Origin of the sequence: Pseudomonas sp. UM16 (assembly GCF_050312595.1) — a bacterium.
In the GTDB taxonomy this organism is placed as follows: domain Bacteria; phylum Pseudomonadota; class Gammaproteobacteria; order Pseudomonadales; family Pseudomonadaceae; genus Aquipseudomonas.
Genome location: NZ_JBNPJT010000006.1, coordinates 152,755 through 177,456 on the forward strand (window position 1 = coordinate 152,755; position 24,702 = coordinate 177,456).

The window sequence follows — 24,702 nt, forward strand, 5'->3', positions numbered from 1 at the left end:
TGAACGAGCCGGAATAAAAGTAGTCTGTTCTGCGTTAAAAGAATTTTCGAGGCGCCGCAGTGGCGCATCGCTACCCTGAGATAGCCGTCTTCCATGTTTGGTTCCAACGACGACAAAAAGACGCCGGCCGCGCCCGGTGAAAAAAAAGGCCTGTTCGGCTGGCTGCGTAAAAAGCCCCAGCAACCCGTTGCCGAGCAGCCACCAGCCCCTGAACCGATTGAATCGGAGCAGCCTGCCGCGCTGATCAGCGACGCGCCAGCCGTTGTTGCTGCGGTTGAAGTCGCACCCGCTCCGGTTGCGGCACCTGAGCCCGTTCAGGTCGCTCCCGCACCCGCACCGCAGATGCCGCCCGTCGGGTTAGTTCTGCCTGTTCCGGAAGAGCCAGTAGCACTGGTGGCCGACCTGGAACCGCACACACCGCCACCAATCCCAGAGCGCCCGGCACCTGTGCTGGCGCCCCAGGTCGAACCTGTACCGGTGATTGTTGAGCCTGAACCTGAGCCGGTTGTGCTGACGCCTGAACCGGTTTTCGTCGCACCTGAACCTGTTGCGGCCCCGGTGGTAGCGCCCGAACCTGCGCCTGTAGCGCCTGTAGCGCCTGTAACCACCGTCGAGCCGATTGTCGAACCCGCGCCTGTCGAAGAAGTCGCCCCGGTTCGCAGCGAAGAGAGCAAAAGTGGTTTCTTCGCCCGCCTTAAACAGGGCTTGTCGAAGACCAGCGCCAGCATTGGCGAAGGCATGGCCAGCCTGTTCCTGGGCAAAAAGGCCATTGACGACGACTTGCTCGACGAGATCGAGACCCGTCTACTGACCGCTGACGTTGGCGTCGAAGCCACCTCGGTGATTGTCCAGAGCCTCACCCAGAAGGTCGCACGCAAGCAGTTGGCCGACAGCGATGCGCTGTACAAGTCCCTGCAAGATGAGCTGGCAGACCTCCTCAAGCCGGTCGAGCAACCACTGCGCATCCAGGCGCAGAGCAAGCCGTTCGTAATCCTGGTCGTCGGCGTCAATGGTGCGGGCAAAACCACTACCATCGGCAAACTGGCGAAAAAACTCCAGTTGGATGGTAAAAAAGTCATGCTCGCCGCCGGTGATACCTTCCGTGCCGCTGCCGTCGAGCAACTGCAGGTCTGGGGCGAGCGTAACCAGATCCCGGTCATCGCCCAGCATACGGGTGCCGACTCCGCTTCGGTGATCTTCGACGCCGTTCAGGCGGCCAAGGCGCGTGGCATCGATGTACTGATTGCCGATACCGCTGGTCGCCTGCACACCAAAGACAACCTGATGGAAGAGTTGAAGAAAGTCCGTCGGGTCATCGGCAAGCTTGATGCCGACGCGCCGCATGAAGTGCTGCTGGTGCTGGACGCAGGCACGGGACAGAACGCAATCAACCAGGCCAAGCACTTCAACCAGAGCGTTGAACTCACTGGCCTGGCCCTGACCAAGCTCGATGGCACTGCCAAAGGCGGGGTCATCTTCGCCCTGGCCAAGCAGTTCGGCCTGCCGATCCGCTATATTGGCGTGGGCGAGGGTATTGACGATCTGCGCACCTTCGAAGCCGAACCCTTCGTGAAAGCACTGTTTGCCGAGCGGGAGCATCCATGATTCGATTCGAACAGGTCGCCAAGCGCTACCCCAATGGCCACGTAGGCCTGCATGAGTTGAGTTTTCGGGTGCGTCGGGGTGAATTCCTGTTCGTCACCGGCCATTCCGGCGCCGGCAAAAGCACGTTGCTGCGCCTGCTGCTGGCCATGGAACGACCAACCAGCGGCAAACTGCTGCTGGCTGGTCAGGATCTGGGGCAGATCAGCAATGCGCAGATTCCCTTCCTGCGCCGACAGATTGGTGTGGTGTTCCAGAATCACCAGCTATTGTTCGACCGTACCGTGTTCAACAACGTCGCGTTGCCGCTGCAGATCCTTGGCTTGTCCAAAGCTGAAGTGGCCAAACGCGTCGACTCGGCGCTTGAGCGAGTGGCCTTGTCGGATAAAGCTGAGTTGTATCCCGGTGACCTGTCCACTGGCCAGCAACAACGTGTCGGTATTGCTCGTGCCATCGTTCACCGCCCAGCCTTGCTGCTGGCCGATGAACCGACCGGTAACCTCGACCCACGTCTAGCCGCAGAGATCATGGGTGTTTTCGAAGATATCAACCGCTTGGGCACCAGCGTGCTGATTGCCAGTCACGACCTGGCACTGATCGCGCGCATGCGCCATCGCATGCTGACCCTGCAGCGCGGCCGCTTGATCGGCGACGGGGAGGCCGGGCAATGAGTGCGACACGCAGTCCCAAGGTTTCCGAGCGAGTAGCGCCCAAAGCCGCTGATCCTGCGCCGGAAAAGAACAAACGCAGCAGTCATGATGACGACGGTCCGGATTTTCGCACCTTGTTGCATGCCTGGCTGGAAAGCCACCGTTCGAGCCTGCTCGACAGCTTGCGCCGTCTGGGCAAGCAGCCGATCGGCAGTTTTTTCACCTGTTTGGTGATGGCCGTGGCGCTGAGTTTGCCGATGGGCCTGTCGTTGCTGCTGAGCAATGTAGAGCGTCTGGGTGGGTCCTGGCAGCGTGCAGCGCAGATTTCCCTGTACCTCAAGCTCGATGCCAGTAGCCGCGATGGTGAGGCCCTGCGCGAGCAGATAAAGGGCTTGCCGGGCGTTGCCGAGGCAGAGTACGTCAGTCGCGAGCAGGCCCTGGAAGAGTTCCAGCAACAGTCCGGGTTGGGGGATGCCCTGCGCGAGCTGCCAGAGAATCCATTGCCCGGTGTGGTCGTGGTAACCCCGGCAGAGGTTGACAAGCCGGCCCTCGAAGCCTTGCGCCAGCGCCTTGCGGAGCTGCCAAAGGTGGATGTGGCGCAGCTTGATCTGGTCTGGGTCGAGCGCCTGGCGGCGATTCTCAAGCTGGGTGATCGCTTTGTCTTCGGGTTGACCGTTTTGCTGGTTTCGGCGCTGCTTTTGGTAATTGGTAACACAATTCGCCTGCACATCGAGAACCGCCGTACCGAGATTGAAGTGATCAAGCTGGTGGGTGGCACCGACAGCTATGTGCGTCGGCCTTTCCTGTACATGGGCGCCTTGTACGGCCTGGGTGCGGGGGTATTGGCCTGGGGCGTGCTGGCGTTTGGCCTGAATTGGTTGAACGATGCGGTAATCGGGCTCTCTGGGCTGTACGGCAGTGATTTCTCCTTAGCCGGGGTTCCACCTGCCGATGGTCTGTCGCTCTTGCTTGGAGCGGTACTGTTAGGGTATATCGGTGCTTGGATTGCGGTCGCCCGCCACCTGAGCGAGCTTGCACCGCGATAGTGTCTTTTTGCTTGTATTGACTCTTTTCATTTTTAGGGAACTTGTTTCGTGGTTCCCGGTCAATGTTGGCAGTGCCTGCGGGCACGAGTTTAGTGAGTCGGAGGTTTTTTCGTATGACCACTTCGTTGCAACCTGCCTATGCCCTGGTTCCCGGCGCAAACCTGGAAGCCTATGTGCACACGGTCAACAGCATTCCATTGCTGACGCCGGAGCAGGAGCGTGAACTGGCCGAGAGTCTCTACTATGAGCAGAATCTTGAGGCAGCTCGGCAAATGGTGCTCGCCCACCTGCGGTTTGTCGTACATATCGCTCGTAGCTATTCCGGCTACGGGCTGGCCCAGGCCGACCTCATTCAGGAAGGCAATGTTGGCCTGATGAAAGCGGTCAAGCGTTTCAACCCGGAAATGGGTGTGCGTCTGGTGTCCTTTGCTGTGCACTGGATCAAGGCCGAGATTCACGAGTTCATCCTGCGTAACTGGCGCATCGTCAAGGTCGCTACCACCAAGGCTCAGCGCAAGCTGTTCTTCAACCTGCGCAGCCAGAAGAAGCGTCTGGCCTGGCTGAACAACGATGAAGTTCATCGTGTTGCCGAAAGCCTGGGGGTAGAGCCTCGTGAAGTGCGCGAGATGGAGAGTCGCCTGACCGGTCACGACATGGCTTTTGACCCAGCGGCCGAAGCCGACGACGACAGCGCGTTCCAGTCGCCGGCCAACTATCTGGAAGACCATCGTTACGACCCGGCGCTGCAGCTGGAAGATGCTGATTGGAGCGACAACTCCACCAGCAACCTGCACGAAGCCCTGCAGGGCCTGGACGACCGTAGCCGTGACATCCTCTACCAGCGCTGGCTGGCCGAGGAAAAGGCCACGCTTCATGACCTGGCTGAGAAATACAGCGTATCCGCTGAGCGGATTCGTCAGCTGGAGAAGAATGCGATGAACAAGGTGAAAGCCTTGATCGCAATCTGAATCGCGAAACGGCAATAAACAAAAGGCCCCGACTTGTCGGGGCTTTTTTATGGTGCCAGCTCTTTCAGGCGCCAGCGCAGGTCTATAATCGCGCCACGCTGGCCCCGCCACTTTTTCCGTCACCCATATCGAGACTGTTATGACCATTTCCTTGTATGCCGCTTCTGTTCCTGTTTTCAAGCAAATGCTCAACGCCTTGAGTGAGGTTCTGAACAAGGCCGAAGCTCACGCTACGGCGAAAAACATTGATCCGAGTATCTTTCTGCAGGCTCGCCTGTATCCGGATATGTTTCCACTGGTTCGCCAGGTGCAGATCGCTGTTGATTTCGCCAAGGGTGTATCGGCGCGCTTGGCAGAGGTCGAGTTGCCAAAATACGAAGACAGCGAAACCACCTTTGCTGAACTGCAAGCGCTGATCAGTAAGGTTCTGGCTTTCCTGGATGGCGTTGCGCCGGCACAGATCGATGGCAAGGAAGGCATCGAAATCGTCACCCGTCCGGGCACGCCGAAAGAGAAGCGCTTCAGTGGTCAGGCCTATTTGCTGACCTACGGTCTGCCGCAGTTCTTCTTCCACGTCACCACCACTTACGCAATCCTGCGTCACAATGGTGTGGAAGTGGGCAAGCGTGACTACATGGGCGCGTTCTAAGGCGATTACCCAGTAATCAGCAAACAATAAAAACCCGGCAACGTCTTCGCTTTGCCGGGTTTTTTATTGATGCCAGGGCGCCTTGCGCGGGCTTTCCAACTGCGCCAGATAGCCACTGCCACCCAACTGACGCATCTGCTGACGTATCCAGCCGGCACGCCGTGCCACGTAACTGCTGGGGCGGCTGGCGCTCCAGTTCAGCGGGCTAGGCAGCACGGCGGCCAGCAGGCTGGCCTGTTGACGGCTCAGGCGGCTGGCATCGACACCGAAATGATGCTGCGCGGCGGCTTGTGCACCAAACACGCCTTCGCCCCATTCGGCACTGTTGAGGTAGACCTCAAGTATCCGTTCCTTGGACCACAGCAACTCAATCAGCGCAGTAAACCAGGCTTCCAAGCCCTTGCGCAGCCAGCTACGGCCCGACCAGAGAAACTGATTCTTGGCCACTTGCTGGCTCAGGGTACTGGCACCGCGAATGCTGCCACCGCGTTCGTTATGGGCCAGAGCGGCCTGGATGGCGATGAAGTCGAAGCCCCAATGATTAGCGAATTTCTGGTCTTCGCCGGCAATCACTGCGACCTTGAGCTCATCGGAGATACGTTCCCACGGCTCCCAGTCGCGCTGCAGGTCAATTGGCTGGCCGTTGAACCAGGATTCGACCTTGCGTTCGACCATCAGCGCCGTGCCCGGCGGCGGTACCCAGCGCAGTACCAGCACCAGCAAGGCGCTGCCAGCGGCGAACCAGAGCAGGGCGCGGGTAAGACGGCGGATAATGGACGACAACATAGAGATGGCTTGGCCGAACCGAATGAGCGGGCCATTATACAGACCCTGTGATGACTAGGAGTCGCCTCATGTTGCGTAGTTTGCTCTTGCTCGCTGCCTTTTTCGGGTTCACCGGCGTTGCGCTCGGAGCCTTTGCCGCGCACGGCCTCAAAGGCCGCCTGAGCAGCGAATACCTGGCAATCTTTCATACCGCGGTAACCTATCAACTGGTCCACGCCCTGGCCTTGCTCGGCGTTGCGGTGCTGGCCACGCAGTTGCCTGGCCGTTTGGTAGCATGGTCGGGGGGCTTGTTCGCCGTGGGGATCGTGCTGTTCTCCGGCAGCCTGTACTTGTTGACCCTCAGTGGCATTGGCAAACTGGGCATGATCACTCCAATCGGTGGCCTGGCCTTCCTCGGCGGCTGGCTGTGTCTGGGGCTTGCCGCCTGGCGTCTGGGTTGACTCGGCGGTCCGAATCGAGACGAATGGCGATGCTTGGCCTTGGTCGCAGCACCTGATCGGGGCTAGAATGCGGGCCCCTAAAAATAATGGTGGCCGTGCGCATGCGCATTCAATTGAACGGTGAACCCTTCGAATTGCCCGATGGCGAAAGCGTCGAGGCCCTGCTGACCCGCCTGGACCTTGTCGGGCGCCGTGTCGCGGTAGAGCTCAACCTGGATATCGTGCCACGTAGCCAGCACGCAGCGACGGCGCTGTGTGAAGGCGATCAGGTCGAAGTCGTGCATGCCATCGGCGGCGGCTAGAGCCCCAGGATTACCGTGCAAGTCCCTCAACCTTTCAGAGGATTTCCGATGAGCAACCTTCGCAGCGACAAGCCTTTCACTCTGGCCGGCCGTACTTTCCAGTCGCGCCTGCTGGTCGGCACTGGCAAATACCGTGACCTTGAAGAAACCCGCCTGGCCATCGAAGCCTCGGGTGCCGAGATCGTCACTGTTGCCGTGCGTCGTACCAACATCGGCCAGAACCCGGGCGAACCGAACCTGCTCGATGTGCTGCCGCCGGATCGCTACACCATCCTGCCGAACACCGCTGGTTGCTATGACGCCGTTGAAGCGGTGCGAACTTGCCGTCTGGCCCGTGAGCTGCTCGATGGCCACAACCTGGTCAAGCTGGAAGTGCTGGCCGACCAGAAAACCCTGTTCCCCAACGTGATCGAAACTCTCAAGGCCGCCGAAGTGCTGGTCAAGGACGGTTTCGACGTGATGGTCTACACCAGTGATGATCCGATCATTGCCCGTCAGCTGGCCGAAGCCGGTTGTATCGCAGTGATGCCGCTGGCTGGCCTGATTGGTACTGGCCTGGGTATCTGCAACCCTTACAACCTGCAGATCATCCTCGAAGAATCGAAAGTGCCGGTACTGGTCGACGCGGGTGTCGGTACCGCTTCGGATGCCACCATCGCCATGGAAATGGGCTGTGAAGCGGTGCTGATGAACTCGGCAATCGCCAACGCCCAGCAGCCGATCATGATGGCTGAAGCCATGAAACACGCCATCGTTGCCGGCCGTCTGGCCTACCTCGCCGGGCGTATGCCGAAAAAACTCTATGCCAGCGCCTCGTCGCCGCTGGATGGTCTGATCAAGTAAGAGCCCCTGATGACTGAATCGCAAGAAACGCCGATCTCCACCGAAGGCGAAGAGCGCCAACACCGCCGCATCAAGAGTTTCGTGATGCGCGCCGGGCGCATGACCGAAGGCCAGCAACGTGGTCTGGAGCAGGGTGGCCCGCTGTTCATTCTGCCGCTGGCCGATAGCCCGGTGGACTACGACCAGGTCTTCGGCCGCTCGGCGCCGCGCACCCTGGAGATCGGTTTCGGCATGGGCCATTCCCTGCTGGAAATGGCAGCTGCCGCGCCGGAGCAGGACTTCATCGGTGTTGAAGTACACCGTCCGGGTGTTGGTGCGCTGCTCAATGGCGTGCTTACCCAGAGCCTGAAGAACCTGCGGGTGTACGACTGCGATGCCATCGAAGTGCTGAACAAGTGTGTGGCGGACAATAGCCTAGATCGGCTGATGCTGTTCTTCCCCGATCCCTGGCACAAGAGCCGTCACCACAAGCGTCGGATCGTGCAGCCTGAGTTTGCTGAGCTGGTGCGTAGCAAGCTCAAGGTTGGTGGCGTATTCCATATGGCTACCGATTGGGAACCCTATGCCGAATACATGCTGGAAGTGATGAATGTCGCCCCGGGTTATCGCAATCTGGCGGCTGACGGCAAATGCGTGGAGCGTCCGGCCGAGCGCCCGATCACCAAGTTCGAGCGCCGCGGCGAGCGGCTTGGGCACGGTGTTTGGGATTTGAAGTTCGAAAAGCTGGCGTAAACCTCGCGACCGCTTTGTGCTCGATCGCTGGCAAGGCCGGCTCCTACGTAGGAGCCGGCCTTGCCAGCGATGGGCTGCGAAGCAGCCCTGAAAGCGCGCTATTTTTCAGCGACGATCCGCAACCACGCCAATCAACACCAGCACAATCAGCAACACCGGCGCCAACGCATAGTTGTTGAACTGCGCCAGGCCTTTCACCACCCACGGCGTGGCGTAGATCAGCGCCGCACCACTGCCGATCATCACCAGCAGCGCCATGAACGGTACGCGCAAGGCGCCTGCCAGGCCGCCCAGGCGTTGTTCTACCCAGCCTTTGATGTCGGTGCCGAACAGCACCAGTAAGCAGCCCACGAGCGCCAGTGCGATCTCCGACAGGTTGCTGCGACTCCAGCGAGAAACGGTCGAAAGCAGGTCGAGTACCAAGTCCATTCGAAATCCTTAGGTCAAGAAATACTGCAGCAGGTCGTTGAGGAACAACTGGCCTCGCGGGGTAGCGACCAGTCGCGTCGTTTCGACCTGCAAAAGGCCCTTTTGTTCGGCTTCACGCCGTGCCGCTGTGAGCTGATCCAGCGGCAATCCAGTGCGTTGGCTGAACAGTTCGGCATCCACGCCCTGAGTCAGGCGCAGGGCATTCATCAGGAACTCGAACGGTAGCTCATCCAATGGCAGCAGCTTTTCGCCCGCCTTGAAGGCCTTGGCCGGGTTCAGGTAGTCCTTGGGCAGACGCGTCTTCCAGGTACGCAGGATGCGTCCGTCCGGATGGCTGAGTTTGCCATGTGCACCGGCGCCGATACCGATAAAGTCGCCAAAGCTCCAGTAGTTGAGGTTGTGCCGTGCAGCACGACCAGGCTGAGCGTAGGCAGAGACTTCGTATTGGCTATAGCCATGGCTGGCCATCAGGGCTTGGCCGGCTTCCTGGATGTCCCAGAGGATGTCGTCTTCAGGCAGTAGCGGCGGTTGGTTCCAGAAGACCGTGTTCGGTTCCAGGGTCAACTGGTACCAGGACAAGTGTGTGGGGTTCAGGGCAATCGCCTGGCGCAGGTCGCCGAGGGCATCATCCAGGGACTGATCAGGCAGGCCATGCATCAGGTCCAGGTTGAAGTTGTCGAAGCCGGCATTGCGCGCCATGTCGGCGGCGCGAATGGCTTCGTCACCATTGTGGATGCGGCCCAGGGCCTCAAGTTTGGCTTGCTGGAAGCTCTGGATGCCGATCGACAGGCGATTGATACCCAGTTGCCGGTAGGCCTTGAACTTCTCCTGCTCGAAGGTACCAGGGTTGGCTTCCAGGGTAATTTCGATATCGCTGGCAAACGGGATGCGCTGCTCAACACCCACCAGTAGGCGGCCCAGTGCACGAGCACTGAACAGGCTTGGTGTACCACCACCGAAGAAAATCGAGCTGATCGGTCGGCCATAGACCGCGCCTAACTCCTGCTCAAGATCAGCCAGCAAGGCGTCGACATAGGCCTCTTCCGGCAGCTCAGGCGTGGCGGCGTGGGAGTTGAAGTCGCAGTACGGGCATTTGCGTACGCACCAGGGGATATGGATGTACAGCGCCAGGGGCGGCAGCTGTGACAAGGCCGCCCGCGGTGCTTGGGAAGTAAAACCAGCCTCGCCCAGGTGCAGTGGCTGTGCCGGCGAACGATCGGTCATGCCAGGCCCAGACGTTGACGCAGCAGGCTCATGGCACGGGCACGGTGGCTGATCTGGTTCTTGTCGGCAGGGCTCAACTCGGCGCTCGAGCAATTCCGCTCAGGCACCCAGAACAGCGGGTCGTAGCCAAAACCGTGTTCGCCGCTGGCTTCGGTAAGGATACGGCCGTGCCACAGGCCTTCACAGAGGATCGGCAGCGGGTCATCAGCGTGGCGCACCAGCGCCAACACACAGACGAACTGCGCGCCGCGCTCAGCTTCGGGAACGTCCTTGAGGACCTCCAGCAGCTTGGCATTGTTGGCGGCATCGCCCTTGCCATCGGCGTAGCGCGCCGAGTAGATGCCTGGCGCGCCGCCGAGAAAGTCCACGGCCAGACCCGAATCATCAGCCAGCGCTGGCAGGCCGGAAATGCGTGCAGCATTGCGCGCCTTGAGGATAGCGTTCTCGACAAACGACAAACCGGTTTCTTCCGGCTCGACGCTGCTGAATTCACCAATCGAGCGCAGTTGCACGGTATCACCGAGCATAGCCTGCAGCTCTTTGAGTTTGCCGGCGTTGTGGCTGGCCAATACGAGTTGTGGAAAAGTCATTAGTCGCCTGGGAAAAGCTCTTGGTTGAAACTGATGGTTTCGGACTTGCCGTCAATTCCAACGTTGATGGTAAAGGTGCGGGTTTCCTGTTGCTCCACAGGGAACTGGGCGATGTAGTAGATCGCCCCTTGTTCGTTGATCTGCTTGAACTTCAGGGGGATCGAAGCACTGGTCAGGTCTTTAACGTTGCCGCTGACCTGGGTGACCACCGGCTTGCCGGCCTTGATCACCGACACATTGATGACGCCCTGGTTCTTGCTGCGCACCAGTTCGGCGGCCTTGGCGGTATCCGGCTGCAGAAAGGTTGAGATGAAGGTGCTGTAGTGCACCGTCGTATCACCGAAAACTTCCTTGCGTTCGCCCTTGATGGCGTCGGCAGCGACTGCCGTTGCGCTCAGGCAGGCGACCAGTAAAAAACTCAACAAGCGGCGCATGATCGTTCTCCTCCAGTGTGCGGATTAAACCGCGACCTTGTGTTCGGTAAGGCCGGGGCTGCTAACACGATAAATGCCGATCTCCCCTAGAAGATTAGGCCATAGCTTGCTCGCCCACCCGTGACGGTGCAAATGGTCGACGGCCAGACGGTCGAGAACCTGCGCGCGACGTTCGCTACACAGCGCCTCGAAGTCTTCAAAGGTGCAGAAGTGGATGTTCGGCGTGTTGTACCAGGTATACGGCATGAAGTCCGAAACCGGCATGCGACCTTTGGTCGCCAGGTACCAACGGCAGCGCCAGTGACCGAAGTTGGGGAAGGTGATGATGCACTGGCGACCGACACGGAGCATTTCGTCGAGGATCCGGTCCGGGTACTCCACGGCCTGCAGGGCCTGGGTCATGACCACCACGTCGAAGCTGTTGCTGGCGAAATTACCCAGGCCCTTGTCCAGGTCCTGCTCGATGACGTTGACACCCTTGGCCACGCATTGGGCAATGTTCTCAGGGTCGATTTCCAGGCCATAACCGGCAACTTGCTTGTTGTCACGCAGCGATGCCAGCAGTTCACCGGTACCGCAACCGAGGTCGAGCACCCGGCTGCCGGCGGGGATCCAGTCTTGGATGATTTCCAGGTCGGCTCTCATAAGGTCCTCAGCAGACGATGCGGTTCATGTAGTTCGTGAATCCCGTGATGTAACGCGGGGTCGGGATCAGGAAGGCATCGTGGCCGTAGGGCGAGTCGATATCCAGGTAACAAACGTTCTTGCGCGCGGCAATCAGGGCGTCGACGATCTCCCGCGAACGCGCTGGCGAGAAGCGCCAGTCGGTGGTGAACGACATCACGCAGTAATCCGCGCTGACATTGGCCAGGGTCTTGGCCAGGTCGCCACCGTGGGCGGCGGCCGGGTCGAAGTAGTCCAGCGCTTTGGTCATCAACAGGTAGGTGTTGGCATCAAAGCGCCCGGAGAACTCTTCACCCTGGTAGCGCAGGTAGCTTTCGACCTGGAACTCGACGCTGTGGAAGTCGTAGTTGAGCTTGTCACTTTTCAGCTCGCGGCCGAATTTTTCGCCCATGGAGTCGTCGGACAGGTAGGTGATATGGCCGACCATGCGCGCCAGCATCAGGCCGCGCTTGGGGATCACGCCCTGGTCCTGGAACGAGCCGCCATGGAACTCCGGGTCGGTGAGGATGGCCTGGCGGGCCACTTCGTTGAAGGCGATGTTCTGTGCCGAAAGCTTGGGCGCCGAGGCGATGTCCAGGCAATGACGTACGCGATCGGGGTAGGTGATGGTCCATTGCAGGGCCTGCATGCCGCCCAAGCTGCCGCCGATGACCGCAGCCCACTGGCCGATACCTAGGCGGTCGGCCAGACGTGCCTGACTGTGCACCCAGTCTTCCACGGTCAGTACCGGGAAGTCGGCGCCGTAGGGTTTGCCGGTAAGCGGATTGACACTGCTGGGGCCGGTACTGCCGTTGCAACCGCCGAGGTTATTCAGGCTGACCACGAAGAAGCGATTGGTATCGATCGGCTTGCCCGGTCCGATGCAGCTGTCCCACCAGCCTGGCTTGCGGTCATCGGCGCTGTGGTAGCCCGCCGCATGATGGTGACCGGACAACGCATGGCAGATCAGCACAGCATTGCTGGCCGTGCTGTTGAGGGCGCCGTAGGTTTCGTAGATCAGTTCATAGCTGGCCAGCGAGCGCCCGCAAGCCAGAGCCAATGGCTCATTGAACTGTGCCAGTTGCGGTGTTACCAGACCGACCGAATCTTCGGGAAAGACAGTGGACATCGACCCTGCTCACGCTTAAATGAGGCGTAAGTCTAAAGACCACTGGGGTATGCAGCAAGCAATGTACCCGGGCCATTAACAGCATCGCCGGCGAGGTAGGCTCCCATTGTAGGAGCCGGCCTTGCCGGCGATGGTTACCGCGAGGTTTCGGATCAGACCAAAAGCCGCAGCATCTCTGGCATCCCGGTCATTGCCGCCAGATTGTTGATCACCAGCATATCGATCAGTTTCAGCGCCATGAACGCCAGGATCGGCGAGATATCCAGGCCGCCAAGGTTCGGTAGGATGCGTCGAAACGGCGCCAGGAACGGATCGCAGATCTGGTTGATCAGTTCAGCACCTGGGTTGTGGCTGCCCGGGGCAACCCAGGAGAGGATCACGCTGATGATCAGGGCAAAGAAGAAAATCTTCAGGAACAGCGCAGTCACGCCGATAATCGACCAGACCAGCAACTGCAGCGGGTTGCCGGTAGTGCCATAGGCCAACAGCAGGGTCAGGCCCATGATCAGCAACTGGACAATGATCGCCAGTAGCAGCGACGACATATCCAGGCCGAACAGGCTCGGAATAATCCGGCGCATGGGTTTGAGCAGCGGCTGAGTTGCGCGCACGGCGAACTGGCTGAGCGGGTTGTAGAAGTCGGCGCGAACCAGCTGCAGGATGAAACGCAGCATGATGATCAGCAGGTAAAGGCTGCCCAGGGTTTGCAGGATGTAAATGGCAGCGGTGTTCAATCCGATCATGTTCGGCTCCTTAGTTGCCCAGTTGTTCGGCCATTTCGGCCGAGCGATGTGCGGCCGCGCCCAGCGCTTTTTCCACCAGCGCTTCGAATCCATCGGCCTGGAACGACGTGATCGCCGCTTCAGTAGTGCCGGCAGGGGAGGTGACACGGCGACGCAGTTCAGCGGCGTCAACATCGCTGTTGACGGCCATGTGAGCCGCACCGAGGGCGGTTTGCAGAGTCAGTTTGGCGGCGGTTTCCCGTGGCAGGCCCAGTTTCTCACCCGCAGCGGTCATGGCTTCGATCAACAGGAAGAAATACGCCGGGCCACTGCCGGAGACGGCGGTGACAGCGTCGAGCTGTTGCTCGTTGTCCAGCCACAGGGCAATGCCTACGGCCGACAGCAGTTGTTCGGCCTGTTGGCGCTGTGCGCCAGAGACCTCAGCAGTGGCGTACAAGCCGCTGACACCTTGGCGCAGCAGCGCGGGGGTATTGGGCATGCAGCGCACGATGGGTTGTGCGCCAAGCCATTTGTTCATACTCGCACAGGTGATCCCGGCGGCGATCGAGACCACCAGTTGTTCAGGCGTGAGGTTCGGCTTGAGTGCTTCGCACACCGCCTTCATGGCCTGAGGCTTGACCGCCAGTACAACAACGTCGGCGCCTTCGATGGCTTGGGCGTTGTCGGCGAACAGTTCAATCCCATGCTCAGCGTGGATTTTTGCCCGTTGTTCGGCACCCGGGTCGCTGGCGCGGATCTGCGCGGCGTCCAGGCCCTGGGCGCGCAGGCCGCCGATCAGGCTGGCAGCCATGTTGCCGGCGCCGATAAAGGCAATACGAGTCTTGCTCATGTCAGGTCCTTTAGGGGGAAAGTTGAAAATGGCATAGGTCAGGGCTGGCCGTAGTCACGTGCGCCGAACAGCGCAGTACCGATACGGACCCAGGTTGCGCCCTGGGCAATGGCTGCTTCCAGGTCGTGGCTCATGCCCATGGAAAGGGTGTCCAGGCCCAGGCCGAGACTGTCTTGCAATTGGCGAACCTGGGCAAAAGCGGCCTGTTGCGCGGCACGATCATCGGTCGGCTCGGGAATCGCCATCAGTCCGCGCAGCTTCAGCCGGGGCAGCGCGGCGATGGCCGTGGCCAGCGCGGGTAGCTCTGCAGGCGTGCAGCCGGACTTGCTGGCCTCGCCACTGACGTTCACCTGCAGGCAGATGTTCAGTGGTTCGCGGCCCTCAGGTCGTTGCTCGGACAGGCGTTGGGCGATTTTCAGGCGGTCCACGGAATGTACCCAGTCAAAATGTTCGGCAATTGCACGAGTCTTGTTCGACTGAATGGGGCCGATGAAGTGCCAGGTCAAGGGCAGGTCGGTCAATTCGCCCTGTTTGTTCAGGGCTTCCTGCAGGTAGTTCTCACCGACATCGCGCACCCCGGCGGCGAAGGCTTCGCGCACGGCAGCGGCGGGTTTGGTCTTGCTCACGGCCAGCAACTGGACGGCCGAGGGCTCGCGCCCGACGGCCAGCGCGGCGGCACGGATACGTGTGGCGAGCGTGAAAAGGTTGTCTGCTATGGTGGACATTGATCGATGCCAGCGGCTCTTTGGGTCTGCGGCATTCTACCTGCTTGGAAGCCTTTGGGGAGTCTCATGGATGTGACTGAACTGCTGGCCCTGGCAATAAGGGAAGGGGCTTCGGACCTGCACTTGGCTACCGATGAAGTACCGGCAATTCGCCTGGACGGACGCATTCGCCGCCTGCAGCTGCCGATATTGAGCGTCGAGCAAGTGCAAAACATTCTCGCGCAACTTATGTCCGAGGGGCAGAAAGAGGATTTTGAAACACGCTTGGAGGTCGATTTTTCGCTGGCCGTGCCGGGCATTGGCCGTTTTCGCGTCAATGCCTTCAATCAACTGCGAGGTCCAGGGGCTGTGCTGCGAATAATTCCAGAGCAGGTCAGCAGCCTGGCCGAGCTGGGCCTGGGTGAGGTGTTTCGGCGGATTGCCGAGTTGCCCAGTGGCCTGGTGCTGGTCACTGGACCTACTGGGTCAGGCAAATCCACCACATTGGCGGCGCTGCTCGATCATCTGAACCGTGAGCGGCAGCTCCACATTCTGACCCTGGAAGATCCTATCGAATTTATCCACAGCCCAAAGCGCAGCTTGATCAGTCAGCGCGAGATGGGCAGGCACAGCCATGGCTTTGCCCAGGCTCTGCGCGCGGCGCTGCGCCAGGACCCGGATGTGATCATGCTCGGCGAGCTGCGCGACCAGGAAAGTATTCGCCTGGCCCTGAGCGCTGCTGAAACCGGGCATCTAGTGTTGGCGACTCTGCATACCGCATCGGCCGCCAAGACGATCGACCGTCTGGTGGATGTGTTTGCCGCCGAGGAGAAGCAATTGGTACGCGCCATGCTCAGTGAAGCGCTGCAGGCGGTGGTGGCCCAAGTGCTGGTCGAGCGAGTCGGAGGTGGCCGGGTGGCGGCCCATGAAATTCTGCTGGCCACGCCGGCGGTGCGCAATCTGATCCGCGAAGGCAAGGTTGCGCAGCTTCATTCGACGATACAAATGGGTGGGGCATTGGGTATGCAGACCCTGGAGAGTTGTCTGCAAGGCCTTTTAACGCGCGGGGAAATCAAGCCTGACTGCGCCCGTGAGCGGGCGCATGGCAGTATCTAGTGGGTGCTGGCCAGTGCCAGTTGCTGGCTTTTCGGCAGAACCCGCTTGGCGACGACATAACGGCTACGCCAGTAGGGCTTGTTCAGGGTGTCGATGCTGACCCGCTTACCGGTGCGTGGGGCGTGGATGAAGCGGTCATTGCCCAGGTAAATGGCAACATGATTGACTCGGCGGCTCTTGATGTTGAAGAAAATCAGATCGCCAGGCTTGAGGTCATTGCGGTCAACCTTTACCCCATGGCCCTGGGCCATGGCGTTGGAGGTGCGTGGCAAGTCGATTTCTTCAATGTCGTTGAAGGCATACTTGACCAGACCGCTGCAGTCGAAGCCTTTACTTGGGCTGCTACCGCCCCAACGGTAAGGGGTGCCGAGTACATTGACGGCACGGCTGAGCACATCGCTGCTTTGTTGCGGCGACATCGACGCGACCGGCAGGCTTGGCTTGCTCGAGCGGGTGCGGTGCTGGGCCTTGGTGCTGACGTTCTTGCTCGAACGCACAGCGGCGGAATGTGTGGTGTACCCGGAGAAACCGTTGGGTAACCGTTGCTCACGATTGGTGGCGTGGGCAGCCAGTGGCAATAATAGGCAAAGGGTCAGCCATGTCTTGAAAAAAGGACGCATAGGCAGGGCTCTTGGTTGGTTAGCGCGCAACTTTATAACAGCTTTTTGATCGCTTTTTGATCCGTTGGTCGCCTGCAACGGCCTTGAAAGTCGGCGCTATGGCCACAAAAAAAAGACCATCCAAAAGTGAAAGCAAGAAAAAACAAACGCTTACGTTTAGCGCCAGGGCAAAATGCCACACGTCGGCTGGTCACATGAAAGTCACATTTTTCCTTAGAAAATTTTCTGATAACCCTCAGAGGCTATGAATGAACAGTTATCAACAGGATGGGCAGCTGCATGACACTCACAGCAAAGTGATCGGTTATCTGCTGTGGATTTTCGGTTTCACCGGGGCGCACCGTTTTTATTACGGCAAGCCAGTCACCGGGACGATCTGGTTTTTTACCTTGGGGCTGCTGGGCATCGGCTGGCTGATCGACCTGTTCCTGATCCCGGCCATGGACCGCGAGGCTGACATGCGCTTTCACGCAGGCCCCCTGGATTACAGTCTGAGTTGGATCCTGCTGACCTTTTTGGGTGTATTTGGCGTGCACCGCATGTACCAGGGCAAATGGATCACCGGGATCATCTACCTGTTCACGGGCGGGTTGTTTCTGGTCGGGGTTTTGTATGACTTCTGGACGCTGAACACCCAGGTGTCGTTGGCCAACGCTCAGCGGCGTTAACAGCAGCGGCCTTGTCGGGGTCGACAAGGCCGCTGGCGAGATTACTGACGGGTCTGGCGCTGCTGCAGCAAGAGATTGCTGAAGCCGCTGCCGGCCAGTTGTTTCTGCGCTACGGTCAGCTGTTCGCGATTGCTGAACGGACCGACCAGTACCCGGTACCAGGTTTCTTCTTTGACCGTACCGGATTCCACCTTGACCGCTTGGCCGAGCAGGATGATCTGCGCCCGGACCTTGTCGGCATCCGCCTGTTTGCGGAACGAGCCAGCCTGCAGGAAGAACTGGGTCGTCGCCGCCGGTTTGATCACTGCTGGCGCCGGTGGTGGTGTTTGCCCCATCAAGGCGGCCTGAGCCCGTGCAGTATCGATCTTCGCCGCTTCTGCCGGTGTTACCGGCGGTTGTGCCGGTACCGGCGGGGTCTTCTCCGGTACTGCTTCTGGCGGCACGATCACTTCCGACTCGGGCAGCAAAGTATAGAAGTCGTACTTCGGCTTGACCGGCTGCTGCGGGCTTGGCGCGGTCTTGTTGGCTTCAGCGGCTTTCGCCGCTTTCTGCTGTTCAGGCTTGGTGCGCTTGACCTCTTCGTTACCCGGCTCGAGCTTCATCAGGAACACAACGAAAGCGCCGATGGTCAGGCCGATCGCCAGCCACATCCAGCCCGGAATCGGTTGCTTTGCAGGTGCCTGGTTGCGGCTGGCGCCGCGCTTGGGTGCAGGTTTTTTCTTGGCAGCCAACTTACATACGCTCCAGGGTTTCCAGGCCGAGCAGCTCCAGACCTTGCTTGAGGGTGCGACCAGTCAGGGCTGCCAGGCGCAGGCGGCTCTGCTGTTGTTCAGGGGTTTCTGCGCCCAGGATCGGGCAGTTCTCGTAGAAGCTGGAGAACAGGCCGGCCACGTCATACAGGTAGGCGCAGAGGACGTGCGGGGTGCCTTTCTCGGCGACGTTGTTCAGGATTTCACCGAACTGTGCCAGACGTGCAGCCAGGTCTTGCTCCTGGGCTGCCTGCAGCACGATTTGCCCGTCCACTTCATCAAAGCTTTTACCCAGCTTACGGAACACGCCGGCGACGCGGGTGTAGGCGTACAGCAGGTATGGCGCGGTGTTACCCTCGAAGTTGAGCATCAATTCGAAGTTGAAGCTGTAGTCGCTGGTCCGGTGCTTGGACAGGTCGGCGTATTTCACCGCGTCGATGCCCACCACTTGGCCGATAGCGCGCAGTTCGTCTTCGGCAAGCTCTGGGTTTTTCTCTTTGACCAAGGCGTAGGCGCGCTCTTTGGCTTCGGTGAGCAGGTCGATCAGCTTCACCGTGCCGCCGTCACGGGTCTTGAACGGGCGGCCATCAGCGCCGTTCATGGTGCCGAAGCCCATGTGTTCCATCTGCATCGGGTGGCCAACGAAGCCAGCCAGGCGAGCTACTTCGAACACCTGGTTGAAGTGCAGGGCCTGACGTTGGTCGACGAAATACAGGGCGCGATCAGCCTTGAGCACGTTACTGCGGTAGCGCACGGCGGCGAGGTCAGTGGTGGCGTACAGGTAGCCGCCATCGGCTTTCTGCACGATTACCGGCAATGGCTCGCCCTCGGCGGTCTTAAATTCGTCGAGGAACACACACTGAGCGCCCTTGCTTTCGACCAGCAGACCTTTGGCCTTGAGGTCGTTGATGACATTTTCGAGGTCATCGTTATAGGCGCTTTCGCCCATGACATCGGCCATGGTCAGCTTGACGTTAAGCAGCTCGTAGGTCTTCTGGCAGTGCGACAGCGAGATGTCCTTGAAGCGGGTCCACAGCTTCAGGCATTCCTCGTCGCCGGCTTGCAGCTTGACTACCAGGCCGCGGGCGCGGTCAGCGAACTCTTCGGATTCATCGAAGCGTTTTTTCGCCGCACGGTAGAAGTTCTCCAGGTCCGACAGCTCGTCGCTGGTAATCGGGTTTTCCTGCAGGTAAGCCATCAGCATACCGAACTGTGTGCCCCAGTCGCCGACATGGTTCTGACGAATCACGGTGTCGCCGAGGAACTCCAGGACGCGCGATACGGCGTCGCCGATGATGGTCGAGCGCAAGTGGCCAACGTGCATTTCTTTGGCCAGGTTAGGTGCCGACAGGTCGACCACTACCTTTTGCTGCGGGCCAGCCTTGGTAACGCCCAGTTTAGCGTCGGCCAGCGCGGCATCCAGACGAGCTGCCAGGGCTTGAGTGTTCTGGAAGAAGTTCAGGAAGCCCGGGCCGGCGATCTCGACCTTGCTCACCTGGTCGTCGGCAGGCAGCGCAGCGATGATCTTTTCCGCCAAGTCACGGGGTTTCATGCCGGCAGGCTTTGCCAGCATCATGGCGATGTTGCTGGCGAAGTCGCCGTGGGTTTTATCCCGGGCGTTTTCCACCTGGATCGCCGGCGTCAGCCCTTCAGGCAACACACCGTCGGTGACGAGTTGGGTGAGGGCTTGCTGGATTAGCTGGCGAATGGTGTCTTTCATGGGCTTCTCTTTCGACCGCAAGCGCGGCGGCGCTTCGATGCGCAGGTGGAAAAACTGGACATTATCCGTTGCCGGGACGTGGTTGCCAACCTTGCGGCCACAATTGCACTGAATTCCTGTAGGAGCCAGCCAGGCTGGCTGCTACAGATTCAATACAGGTCTACTGGGTCGACATCCAAAGACCAGCGCACCTGGCGCCCGGACGGCATCTGTTCCAACAGTAGCAACCAGGCGCTGATCAGTCGATGCAAAGGCGCCCGTGCATTGGCCTGGAGCAATAGTTGTGCACGAAAACGTCCCGCACGTCGTTCCATTGGTGCCGGAACAGGGCCGAGCAGCTCAATGCCTTGCAGGTTGTGATCGGCCAGCAACTGCTCGGCAGCACTGCAGGCTTCATCGAGGAAACTTTCGGCTTGCCCCGGTTTATGCGCTTCGGCTCGTAGCAGCGCCAAGTGGGCGAACGGTGGCAGGCCCGCGGCGCGTCGCTCGCTCAGGGCTTGCTCGGCAAAGGCGAAGTAACCCTGCTCGGTCAGTTGCACCAGCAGCGGGTGGTCGGCCAGATGGGTCTGGATGATCACCTTGCCAGGCTCCTCGGCCCGCCCGGCGCGCCCGGCAACTTGGACGATGAGCTGGGCCATGCGCTCACTGGCGCGGAAGTCGCCGGAGAATAAACCGCCATCGGCGTCGAGAATCGCCACCAGGGTTACCCGCGGAAAGTGGTGGCCCTTGGCAAGCATCTGCGTGCCGACCAGGATGCACGGCTGGCCGCGCTGGATGGTGGTGAACAGTTGGTTCATGGCGTCTTTGCGTGACGTGCTGTCGCGATCCACACGCAATACCGGGAAGTCAGGGAAGAGAATGCTCAGGCGTTCTTCCGCGCGTTCGGTGCCAGCACCTACCGGGCGCAGGTCGACCTTATTGCACTGCGGGCATTGGCGCGGCACACGTTCGTCATAGCCGCAGTGGTGGCAGCGCAGCTCATTGGAGCGTTGATGCACGGTCATGCGCGCATCGCAGCGCGGGCACTCGGACATCCAGCCACAATCATGGCACAGCAAGGTCGGGGCAAAGCCGCGGCGGTTGAGGAACACCAGCACTTGCTGACCGGCAGCCAGGGTTTGGCCGATGGCCTGTTGCATGGGGCCGCTGATGCCGCTGTCCAGTGGCCTGCTCTTTACGTCCAGGCGCAAGAAGCGCGGCTGCTGGGCGCCGCCGGCGCGTTGGGTGAGGTGTAACAAGCCGTAGCGGCCACTGTGGGCGTTGTGCAGGCTCTCAAGTGACGGCGTCGCCGACCCGAGCAGAATCGGGATGTTTTCCTGGCGCGCTCGTACCAGGGCCAGGTCGCGGGCATGGTAGCGCAGACCTTCTTGCTGTTTATAAGAGCCGTCATGCTCTTCATCGATGATGATCAAGCCGGGGTGCTTCATCGGTGTGAACAGCGCCGAGCGGGTGCCGATGATGATGTCTGCCTCGCCGTCGCGGGCAGCCAGCCAGGCGTCCAGGCGTTCGCGGTCGTTGACGGCCGAGTGCAGCAAGGCAATGCGGGCGTTGAAGCGCTGTTCGAAGCGCGCCAGGGTCTGTGGCCCGAGGTTGATTTCCGGGATCAGGATCAGTGCCTGCTTGCCCGCTTCAAGGGTTTCACGGATCAGTTGCAGGTACACCTCGGTCTTGCCGCTACCGGTGACTCCAGCCAGCAGGAAGGCATGGAAACTGTCAAACCCCGAGCGCACGGCATTGAAAGCGGCGGTTTGCTCATCGTTGAGCGGCAGCTCAGGCTGTGCCAGCCAATGTTCATGACGTTCCTGAGGTAGATGACGGCGCACTTCGACCTCGACCAGCTCCTTGGCCAGCAGCAGATCGAGGCTGTCCTTGCTCAGCATCAGTTTGCTCAGCAAGGTATGGGCAACGCCGTGGGGGTGCTGTGCCAGGGTCGCCAAGGCCTCCCGCTGGCGTGGTGCGCGGGCGATTCTTGGATCATCCAGGCGCGCACCGGGGGCAACCTGCCAAAAACGCTCCTGACGGGCCTCGGCCGGCTCGCCCTGGCGCAACAGCACCGGCAAGGCCCAGCTCAGGGTGTCGCCAAGGCTGTGCTGATAGTACTGGGCAGTCCATAGGCACAGTTTGAACAAGGCTGGGGGCAATGGCGAGACAGGGTCGAGCAAGGCAATTGCCGGCTTGAGCTTGTCGGCCGGTACTTCACTTTTGTCGCTGATCTCGATCAGGATGCCGATCATTTCTCGCCGCCCGAACGGTACGCGGATACGCATACCGGGGCTCAGCGCTTGGCGCGCCATGCTCGCCGGAGCCCTGTAGTCAAACAGTCGCCGCAAGGGCGAGGGCAGGGCAAGGCGCAGAATGACGTCGGACACGCGAAGAGTTCTCTGAAGGGGGTTGCAAGACCCGGCGAGCCTAGCAGACGACAGCCGGTGCAAGCGACAACTTGCGTTGAGAGCATGCTCTGGTATTATTCGCCGCCTAATTACGTGCGGTATTCAACAATGGTGTTGGGTGGCGGCACGCAGTCGAGGAAGTGACCATGAAGCCAGAAATTCACCCGAATTACGAAGTAATCGCAGTCACCTGCAGCTGCGGTAACAAGTTCGAAACTCGTTCGACCCTGTGCTCCCCGCTGGGTACTGACGTTTGCAACGAGTGCCACCCGTTCTACACCGGTAAGCAGAAGACTCTGGATACCGGCGGCCGCGTCAAGCGCTTCGAAGATCGCTTCGCAGCGTTCGGCAAGAAGTAAGATTGCGCATAGCTCGCCCTGCGGGCTTGGCAATGCTGCTGAAAAAGGCGTCCCTTGTGGGCGCCTTTTTTGTGGGCGTGATTTGCCAGGCGCAGGCATTGGCGTTCTGCCCGACCCCCGTCGATCCCCAGCGGGTCAGCGTGCGGCAGGTGGTCGATGGCGATACCTTGCGCCTGGACGATGGGCGCAGCGTTCGTCTGATCGGCATCAACGCCCCCGAGATTGGCCGCAAAGGTAGAACCAGCGAGCCCTTCGCCGAAGCCGCGCGTCAACGCCTGCAGGCGTTGGTCAAGGCCAGTCGTGGTGATGTCGGGCTGGTGCCGGGTGTCGAAGCCAAAGACAAGTACGGGCGCACCCTGGCGCACATCTATGGCCGCTCTGGCGACAATTTCGAAGCACAGCTGCTCAGTGAGGGTCTTGGTTACCGCGTAGCCGTGGCGCCGAATGTCAGTCTGACGGACTGTCAGCAGCAAGCTGAACGCGCCGCTCGTCAGTTGGATGCGGGCTTGTGGCGGCAAACACCCGTGATACCTGCGGCAAACGTGCGCAAATCCGGTTTTGCACTGATCAGCGGCAAAGTCATGGGTATCGACCGCAATCGCGGCGGAGTCTGGATCGAAATTGGCGATTCGCTGGTTGTTCAGGTGCCGGCACGCCTGCAGCGTAACTTCCCCTCTTCTTTCTTCGAAGGGCTTAAAGGGCAAACAGTCGAAGCCCGAGGCTGGGTGCTGGATCGTTCCCGCAAAGGCGGCCTGAAAGCCGGGCAGAAGCGCTGGTTGCTGCCATTGACCGATCCTTCGATGCTGGAACGGCAGTAAAGATAAAAAATTGTGGACATTTTTTTATTCGATTGTACACATTGAAACCCTTGCAGGCCGTGGCTCTTGGCGGAAAGTCGTAGGTTAAAGGCCTTGACACAAGTGACCGACCAGTCTTGTCGGCCCTTTGCTCTTTGCGTATCCTCGGCGGTCCGTCAGAACAGTAAATAGCGGAATGCCCACCATGTCAGATTTGAAAACTGCCGCTCTCGAATATCATGCTCAGCCTCGTCCGGGGAAACTGAGCGTCGAGCTCACCAAACCTACCGCGACTGCTCGCGACCTGGCGCTGGCCTACAGCCCTGGCGTGGCTGAGCCGGTGCGTGAAATTGGTCGCGACCCGGAGCTGGCCTACAAGTACACCGGCAAGGGCAATCTGGTAGCAGTCATTTCCGACGGCACCGCCATTCTTGGCCTGGGTAACCTTGGCCCACTGGCGTCCAAGCCAGTCATGGAAGGCAAGGGTGTTCTGTTCAAGCGTTTCGCTGGTATCGACGTTTTCGACATTGAAGTCGATTCCGAAAGCCCGCAAGCCTTCATCGACACCGTCAAACGCATCTCTATCACCTTCGGTGGTATCAACCTGGAAGACATCAAGGCACCTGAGTGCTTCGAGATCGAGCGCGCGCTGATCGAACAGTGTGACATCCCGGTATTCCACGATGACCAGCACGGCACCGCGATCGTGACCGCTGCCGGCATGATCAACGCCCTGGAAATCGCTGGCAAAACCCTGGCTGACGCCAAGATCGTCTGCCTGGGCGCTGGCGCTGCCGCCATTTCCTGCATGAAGCTGCTGGTGAGCATGGGTGCGAGCATCGAGAACATCTTCATGGTTGACCGTACTGGCGTGATCCACGCTGGCCGTGACGACTTGAATCAGTACAAAGCAGTCTTCGCCCACGCTACCGACAAGCGCACCCTGGCTGATGCCCTGGACGGCGCTGATGTGTTCGTCGGTCTGTCCGGCCCGAACCTGCTAAGCGCTGAAGGTCTGAAGTCGATGGCGCCAAACCCAATCGTCTTCGCCTGCTCCAACCCGGATCCGGAAATCGCTCCAGAACTGGCGCACGCTACCCGTAGCGATGTGATCATGGCCACCGGTCGTTCCGACTACCCGAACCAGGTCAACAACGTTCTGGGCTTCCCGTTCATCTTCCGTGGTGCCCTGGACGTTCGCGCCAAGCGCATCAACGAAGAGATGAAAATCGCTGCAGCCAATGCCCTGAAAGACCTGGCCAAGCTGCCAGTGCCGAAGGAAGTGTGCGCCGCCTACGGTGTTGATGCCTTGGAATTCGGTCGTGAGTACATCATTCCGAAGCCAATGGATGCACGTCTGATCACCGTCGTTTCCGATGCTGTGGCCAAGGCTGCGATCGAGACCGGTGTGGCAACCCTGCCATATCCGAAGAACTACCCGCTGAAAAGCGTGGATGACGTGTTCAACGGCTAAGCCGTTGTAGCGTTGTAATAAAAAGCCCCGGCTCGCGAGAGTCGGG

27 protein-coding genes and 1 pseudogene are annotated in these 24,702 nt (G+C 59.9%); 14 read left to right on the top strand and 14 right to left on the bottom strand.

Going from position 1 to position 24,702, the window contains the following annotated elements:
* Nucleotides 1-93: 93 nt before the first annotated feature.
* The 5 genes from ftsY to ACQRAX_RS09040 all read left to right on the top strand — a co-directional run bounded on the left by ftsY (nucleotide 94) and on the right by ACQRAX_RS09040 (nucleotide 4,915).
* A complete protein-coding gene (ftsY, locus tag ACQRAX_RS09020; RefSeq protein ID WP_412040013.1) occupies nucleotides 94-1,605 on the top strand; it encodes a signal recognition particle-docking protein FtsY in 1,512 nt (503 codons plus the stop codon).
* Nucleotides 1,602-2,273: a cell division ATP-binding protein FtsE gene (gene ftsE, locus ACQRAX_RS09025; RefSeq protein ID WP_010222191.1), complete on the top strand. Its 672-nt coding sequence runs from the start codon at nucleotides 1,602-1,604 to the stop codon at nucleotides 2,271-2,273. The genes ftsY and ftsE overlap by 4 nt, the downstream gene beginning before the upstream one ends.
* A complete protein-coding gene (gene ftsX, locus ACQRAX_RS09030) occupies nucleotides 2,270-3,298 on the top strand; it encodes a permease-like cell division protein FtsX (RefSeq protein WP_412040012.1) in 1,029 nt (342 codons plus the stop codon). The genes ftsE and ftsX overlap by 4 nt, the downstream gene beginning before the upstream one ends.
* 113 nt (nucleotides 3,299-3,411) lie before the next feature.
* On the top strand, nucleotides 3,412-4,266 hold the full coding sequence (rpoH, locus tag ACQRAX_RS09035) for an RNA polymerase sigma factor RpoH (RefSeq protein WP_045181671.1): 855 nt from the start codon (nucleotides 3,412-3,414) through the stop codon (nucleotides 4,264-4,266).
* A gap of 139 nt (nucleotides 4,267-4,405) precedes the next feature.
* Nucleotides 4,406-4,915: a DUF1993 domain-containing protein gene (locus tag ACQRAX_RS09040; RefSeq protein WP_412040011.1), complete on the top strand. Its 510-nt coding sequence runs from the start codon at nucleotides 4,406-4,408 to the stop codon at nucleotides 4,913-4,915.
* A 63-nt stretch (nucleotides 4,916-4,978) separates the two neighbouring features.
* Here ACQRAX_RS09040 and mtgA read toward each other — a convergent pair.
* Nucleotides 4,979-5,736, bottom strand: a pseudogene (mtgA, locus tag ACQRAX_RS09045) (monofunctional biosynthetic peptidoglycan transglycosylase).
* A gap of 33 nt (nucleotides 5,737-5,769) precedes the next feature.
* Between mtgA and ACQRAX_RS09050 the strand changes: the two are divergent.
* From ACQRAX_RS09050 to trmB, 4 genes are all read left to right on the top strand, one after another.
* Nucleotides 5,770-6,141 (top strand): DUF423 domain-containing protein, encoded by a 372-nt coding sequence (locus tag ACQRAX_RS09050; RefSeq protein WP_412040010.1) that lies wholly within the window; start codon nucleotides 5,770-5,772, stop codon nucleotides 6,139-6,141.
* A 101-nt stretch (nucleotides 6,142-6,242) separates the two neighbouring features.
* A complete protein-coding gene (gene thiS, locus ACQRAX_RS09055) occupies nucleotides 6,243-6,443 on the top strand; it encodes a sulfur carrier protein ThiS (RefSeq protein ID WP_038617011.1) in 201 nt (66 codons plus the stop codon).
* Nucleotides 6,444-6,491: 48 nt separating this feature from the next.
* Nucleotides 6,492-7,286 (top strand): thiazole synthase, encoded by a 795-nt coding sequence (locus ACQRAX_RS09060; protein WP_038615579.1) that lies wholly within the window; start codon nucleotides 6,492-6,494, stop codon nucleotides 7,284-7,286.
* A gap of 9 nt (nucleotides 7,287-7,295) precedes the next feature.
* Nucleotides 7,296-8,018: a tRNA (guanosine(46)-N7)-methyltransferase TrmB gene (gene trmB / locus ACQRAX_RS09065; protein ID WP_412040009.1), complete on the top strand. Its 723-nt coding sequence runs from the start codon at nucleotides 7,296-7,298 to the stop codon at nucleotides 8,016-8,018.
* Nucleotides 8,019-8,123: 105 nt separating this feature from the next.
* Here the strand turns inward: trmB and ACQRAX_RS09070 are convergent, their stop codons facing one another.
* The 9 genes from ACQRAX_RS09070 to ACQRAX_RS09110 form a co-directional block, all read right to left on the bottom strand.
* On the bottom strand, nucleotides 8,124-8,447 hold the full coding sequence (locus tag ACQRAX_RS09070) for a DUF3392 domain-containing protein (RefSeq protein ID WP_045181683.1): 324 nt from the start codon (nucleotides 8,445-8,447) through the stop codon (nucleotides 8,124-8,126).
* 9 nt (nucleotides 8,448-8,456) lie between these two features.
* Complete coding sequence (hemW, locus tag ACQRAX_RS09075) at nucleotides 8,457-9,671, bottom strand: radical SAM family heme chaperone HemW (protein ID WP_412040008.1); 1,215 nt, start codon at nucleotides 9,669-9,671, stop codon at nucleotides 8,457-8,459.
* Nucleotides 9,668-10,261 carry an RdgB/HAM1 family non-canonical purine NTP pyrophosphatase gene (gene rdgB / locus ACQRAX_RS09080; protein ID WP_101293742.1) on the bottom strand — a complete coding sequence of 198 codons (594 nt, stop codon included), beginning with the start codon at nucleotides 10,259-10,261 and terminating at the stop codon, nucleotides 9,668-9,670. Before rdgB ends, hemW begins: the two co-directional genes overlap by 4 nt.
* A complete protein-coding gene (locus tag ACQRAX_RS09085; RefSeq protein WP_412040007.1) occupies nucleotides 10,261-10,695 on the bottom strand; it encodes a DUF4426 domain-containing protein in 435 nt (144 codons plus the stop codon). Before ACQRAX_RS09085 ends, rdgB begins: the two co-directional genes overlap by 1 nt.
* A 24-nt stretch (nucleotides 10,696-10,719) precedes the next feature.
* Nucleotides 10,720-11,340 (bottom strand): methionine biosynthesis protein MetW, encoded by a 621-nt coding sequence (metW, locus tag ACQRAX_RS09090; protein ID WP_412040006.1) that lies wholly within the window; start codon nucleotides 11,338-11,340, stop codon nucleotides 10,720-10,722.
* A 7-nt stretch (nucleotides 11,341-11,347) separates the two neighbouring features.
* Entirely contained in the window at nucleotides 11,348-12,487 is a 1,140-nt protein-coding gene (gene metX, locus ACQRAX_RS09095) for a homoserine O-succinyltransferase MetX (protein WP_412040005.1), read from the bottom strand.
* 152 nt (nucleotides 12,488-12,639) lie between these two features.
* A complete protein-coding gene (locus ACQRAX_RS09100) occupies nucleotides 12,640-13,230 on the bottom strand; it encodes a YggT family protein (protein WP_412040004.1) in 591 nt (196 codons plus the stop codon).
* A gap of 10 nt (nucleotides 13,231-13,240) precedes the next feature.
* Nucleotides 13,241-14,059: a pyrroline-5-carboxylate reductase gene (gene proC / locus ACQRAX_RS09105; RefSeq protein WP_412040003.1), complete on the bottom strand. Its 819-nt coding sequence runs from the start codon at nucleotides 14,057-14,059 to the stop codon at nucleotides 13,241-13,243.
* A gap of 38 nt (nucleotides 14,060-14,097) precedes the next feature.
* Nucleotides 14,098-14,784 (bottom strand): YggS family pyridoxal phosphate-dependent enzyme, encoded by a 687-nt coding sequence (locus tag ACQRAX_RS09110; RefSeq protein WP_412040002.1) that lies wholly within the window; start codon nucleotides 14,782-14,784, stop codon nucleotides 14,098-14,100.
* 66 nt (nucleotides 14,785-14,850) lie between these two features.
* Between ACQRAX_RS09110 and ACQRAX_RS09115 the strand changes: the two genes are divergently transcribed.
* Complete coding sequence (locus tag ACQRAX_RS09115; protein ID WP_412040001.1) at nucleotides 14,851-15,879, top strand: type IV pilus twitching motility protein PilT; 1,029 nt, start codon at nucleotides 14,851-14,853, stop codon at nucleotides 15,877-15,879.
* Here ACQRAX_RS09115 and ACQRAX_RS09120 read toward each other — a convergent pair.
* A complete protein-coding gene (locus ACQRAX_RS09120; protein ID WP_412040000.1) occupies nucleotides 15,876-16,577 on the bottom strand; it encodes a C40 family peptidase in 702 nt (233 codons plus the stop codon). The genes ACQRAX_RS09115 and ACQRAX_RS09120 overlap by 4 nt on opposite strands.
* Before the next feature lie 170 nt (nucleotides 16,578-16,747).
* Between ACQRAX_RS09120 and ACQRAX_RS09125 the strand changes: the two genes are divergently transcribed.
* On the top strand, nucleotides 16,748-17,167 hold the full coding sequence (locus tag ACQRAX_RS09125) for a TM2 domain-containing protein (RefSeq protein WP_412039999.1): 420 nt from the start codon (nucleotides 16,748-16,750) through the stop codon (nucleotides 17,165-17,167).
* A gap of 41 nt (nucleotides 17,168-17,208) precedes the next feature.
* Here the strand turns inward: ACQRAX_RS09125 and ACQRAX_RS09130 are convergent, their stop codons facing one another.
* The 3 genes from ACQRAX_RS09130 to ACQRAX_RS09140 form a co-directional block, all read right to left on the bottom strand.
* Nucleotides 17,209-17,898, bottom strand: a complete 690-nt coding sequence (locus tag ACQRAX_RS09130) for an SPOR domain-containing protein (RefSeq protein WP_412039998.1) — start codon at nucleotides 17,896-17,898, stop codon at nucleotides 17,209-17,211.
* Between the two features lies 1 nt (nucleotide 17,899).
* The gene (argS, locus tag ACQRAX_RS09135; RefSeq protein WP_412039997.1) at nucleotides 17,900-19,636 is read right to left on the bottom strand and encodes an arginine--tRNA ligase; all 1,737 of its coding nucleotides are present in this window, start codon (nucleotides 19,634-19,636) and stop codon (nucleotides 17,900-17,902) included.
* 149 nt (nucleotides 19,637-19,785) lie between these two features.
* Nucleotides 19,786-22,005 (bottom strand): primosomal protein N', encoded by a 2,220-nt coding sequence (locus ACQRAX_RS09140; protein ID WP_412039996.1) that lies wholly within the window; start codon nucleotides 22,003-22,005, stop codon nucleotides 19,786-19,788.
* Between the two features lie 167 nt (nucleotides 22,006-22,172).
* On the opposite strand from ACQRAX_RS09140, the gene rpmE reads away from it, so the two are divergent.
* From rpmE to ACQRAX_RS09155, 3 genes are all read left to right on the top strand, one after another.
* Nucleotides 22,173-22,385 (top strand): 50S ribosomal protein L31, encoded by a 213-nt coding sequence (gene rpmE, locus ACQRAX_RS09145; RefSeq protein WP_038615552.1) that lies wholly within the window; start codon nucleotides 22,173-22,175, stop codon nucleotides 22,383-22,385.
* A gap of 2 nt (nucleotides 22,386-22,387) precedes the next feature.
* A complete protein-coding gene (locus ACQRAX_RS09150) occupies nucleotides 22,388-23,203 on the top strand; it encodes a thermonuclease family protein (protein WP_412039995.1) in 816 nt (271 codons plus the stop codon).
* Nucleotides 23,204-23,387: 184 nt separating this feature from the next.
* A complete protein-coding gene (locus tag ACQRAX_RS09155) occupies nucleotides 23,388-24,656 on the top strand; it encodes a malic enzyme-like NAD(P)-binding protein (RefSeq protein ID WP_412039994.1) in 1,269 nt (422 codons plus the stop codon).
* Nucleotides 24,657-24,702: the final 46 nt, after the last annotated feature.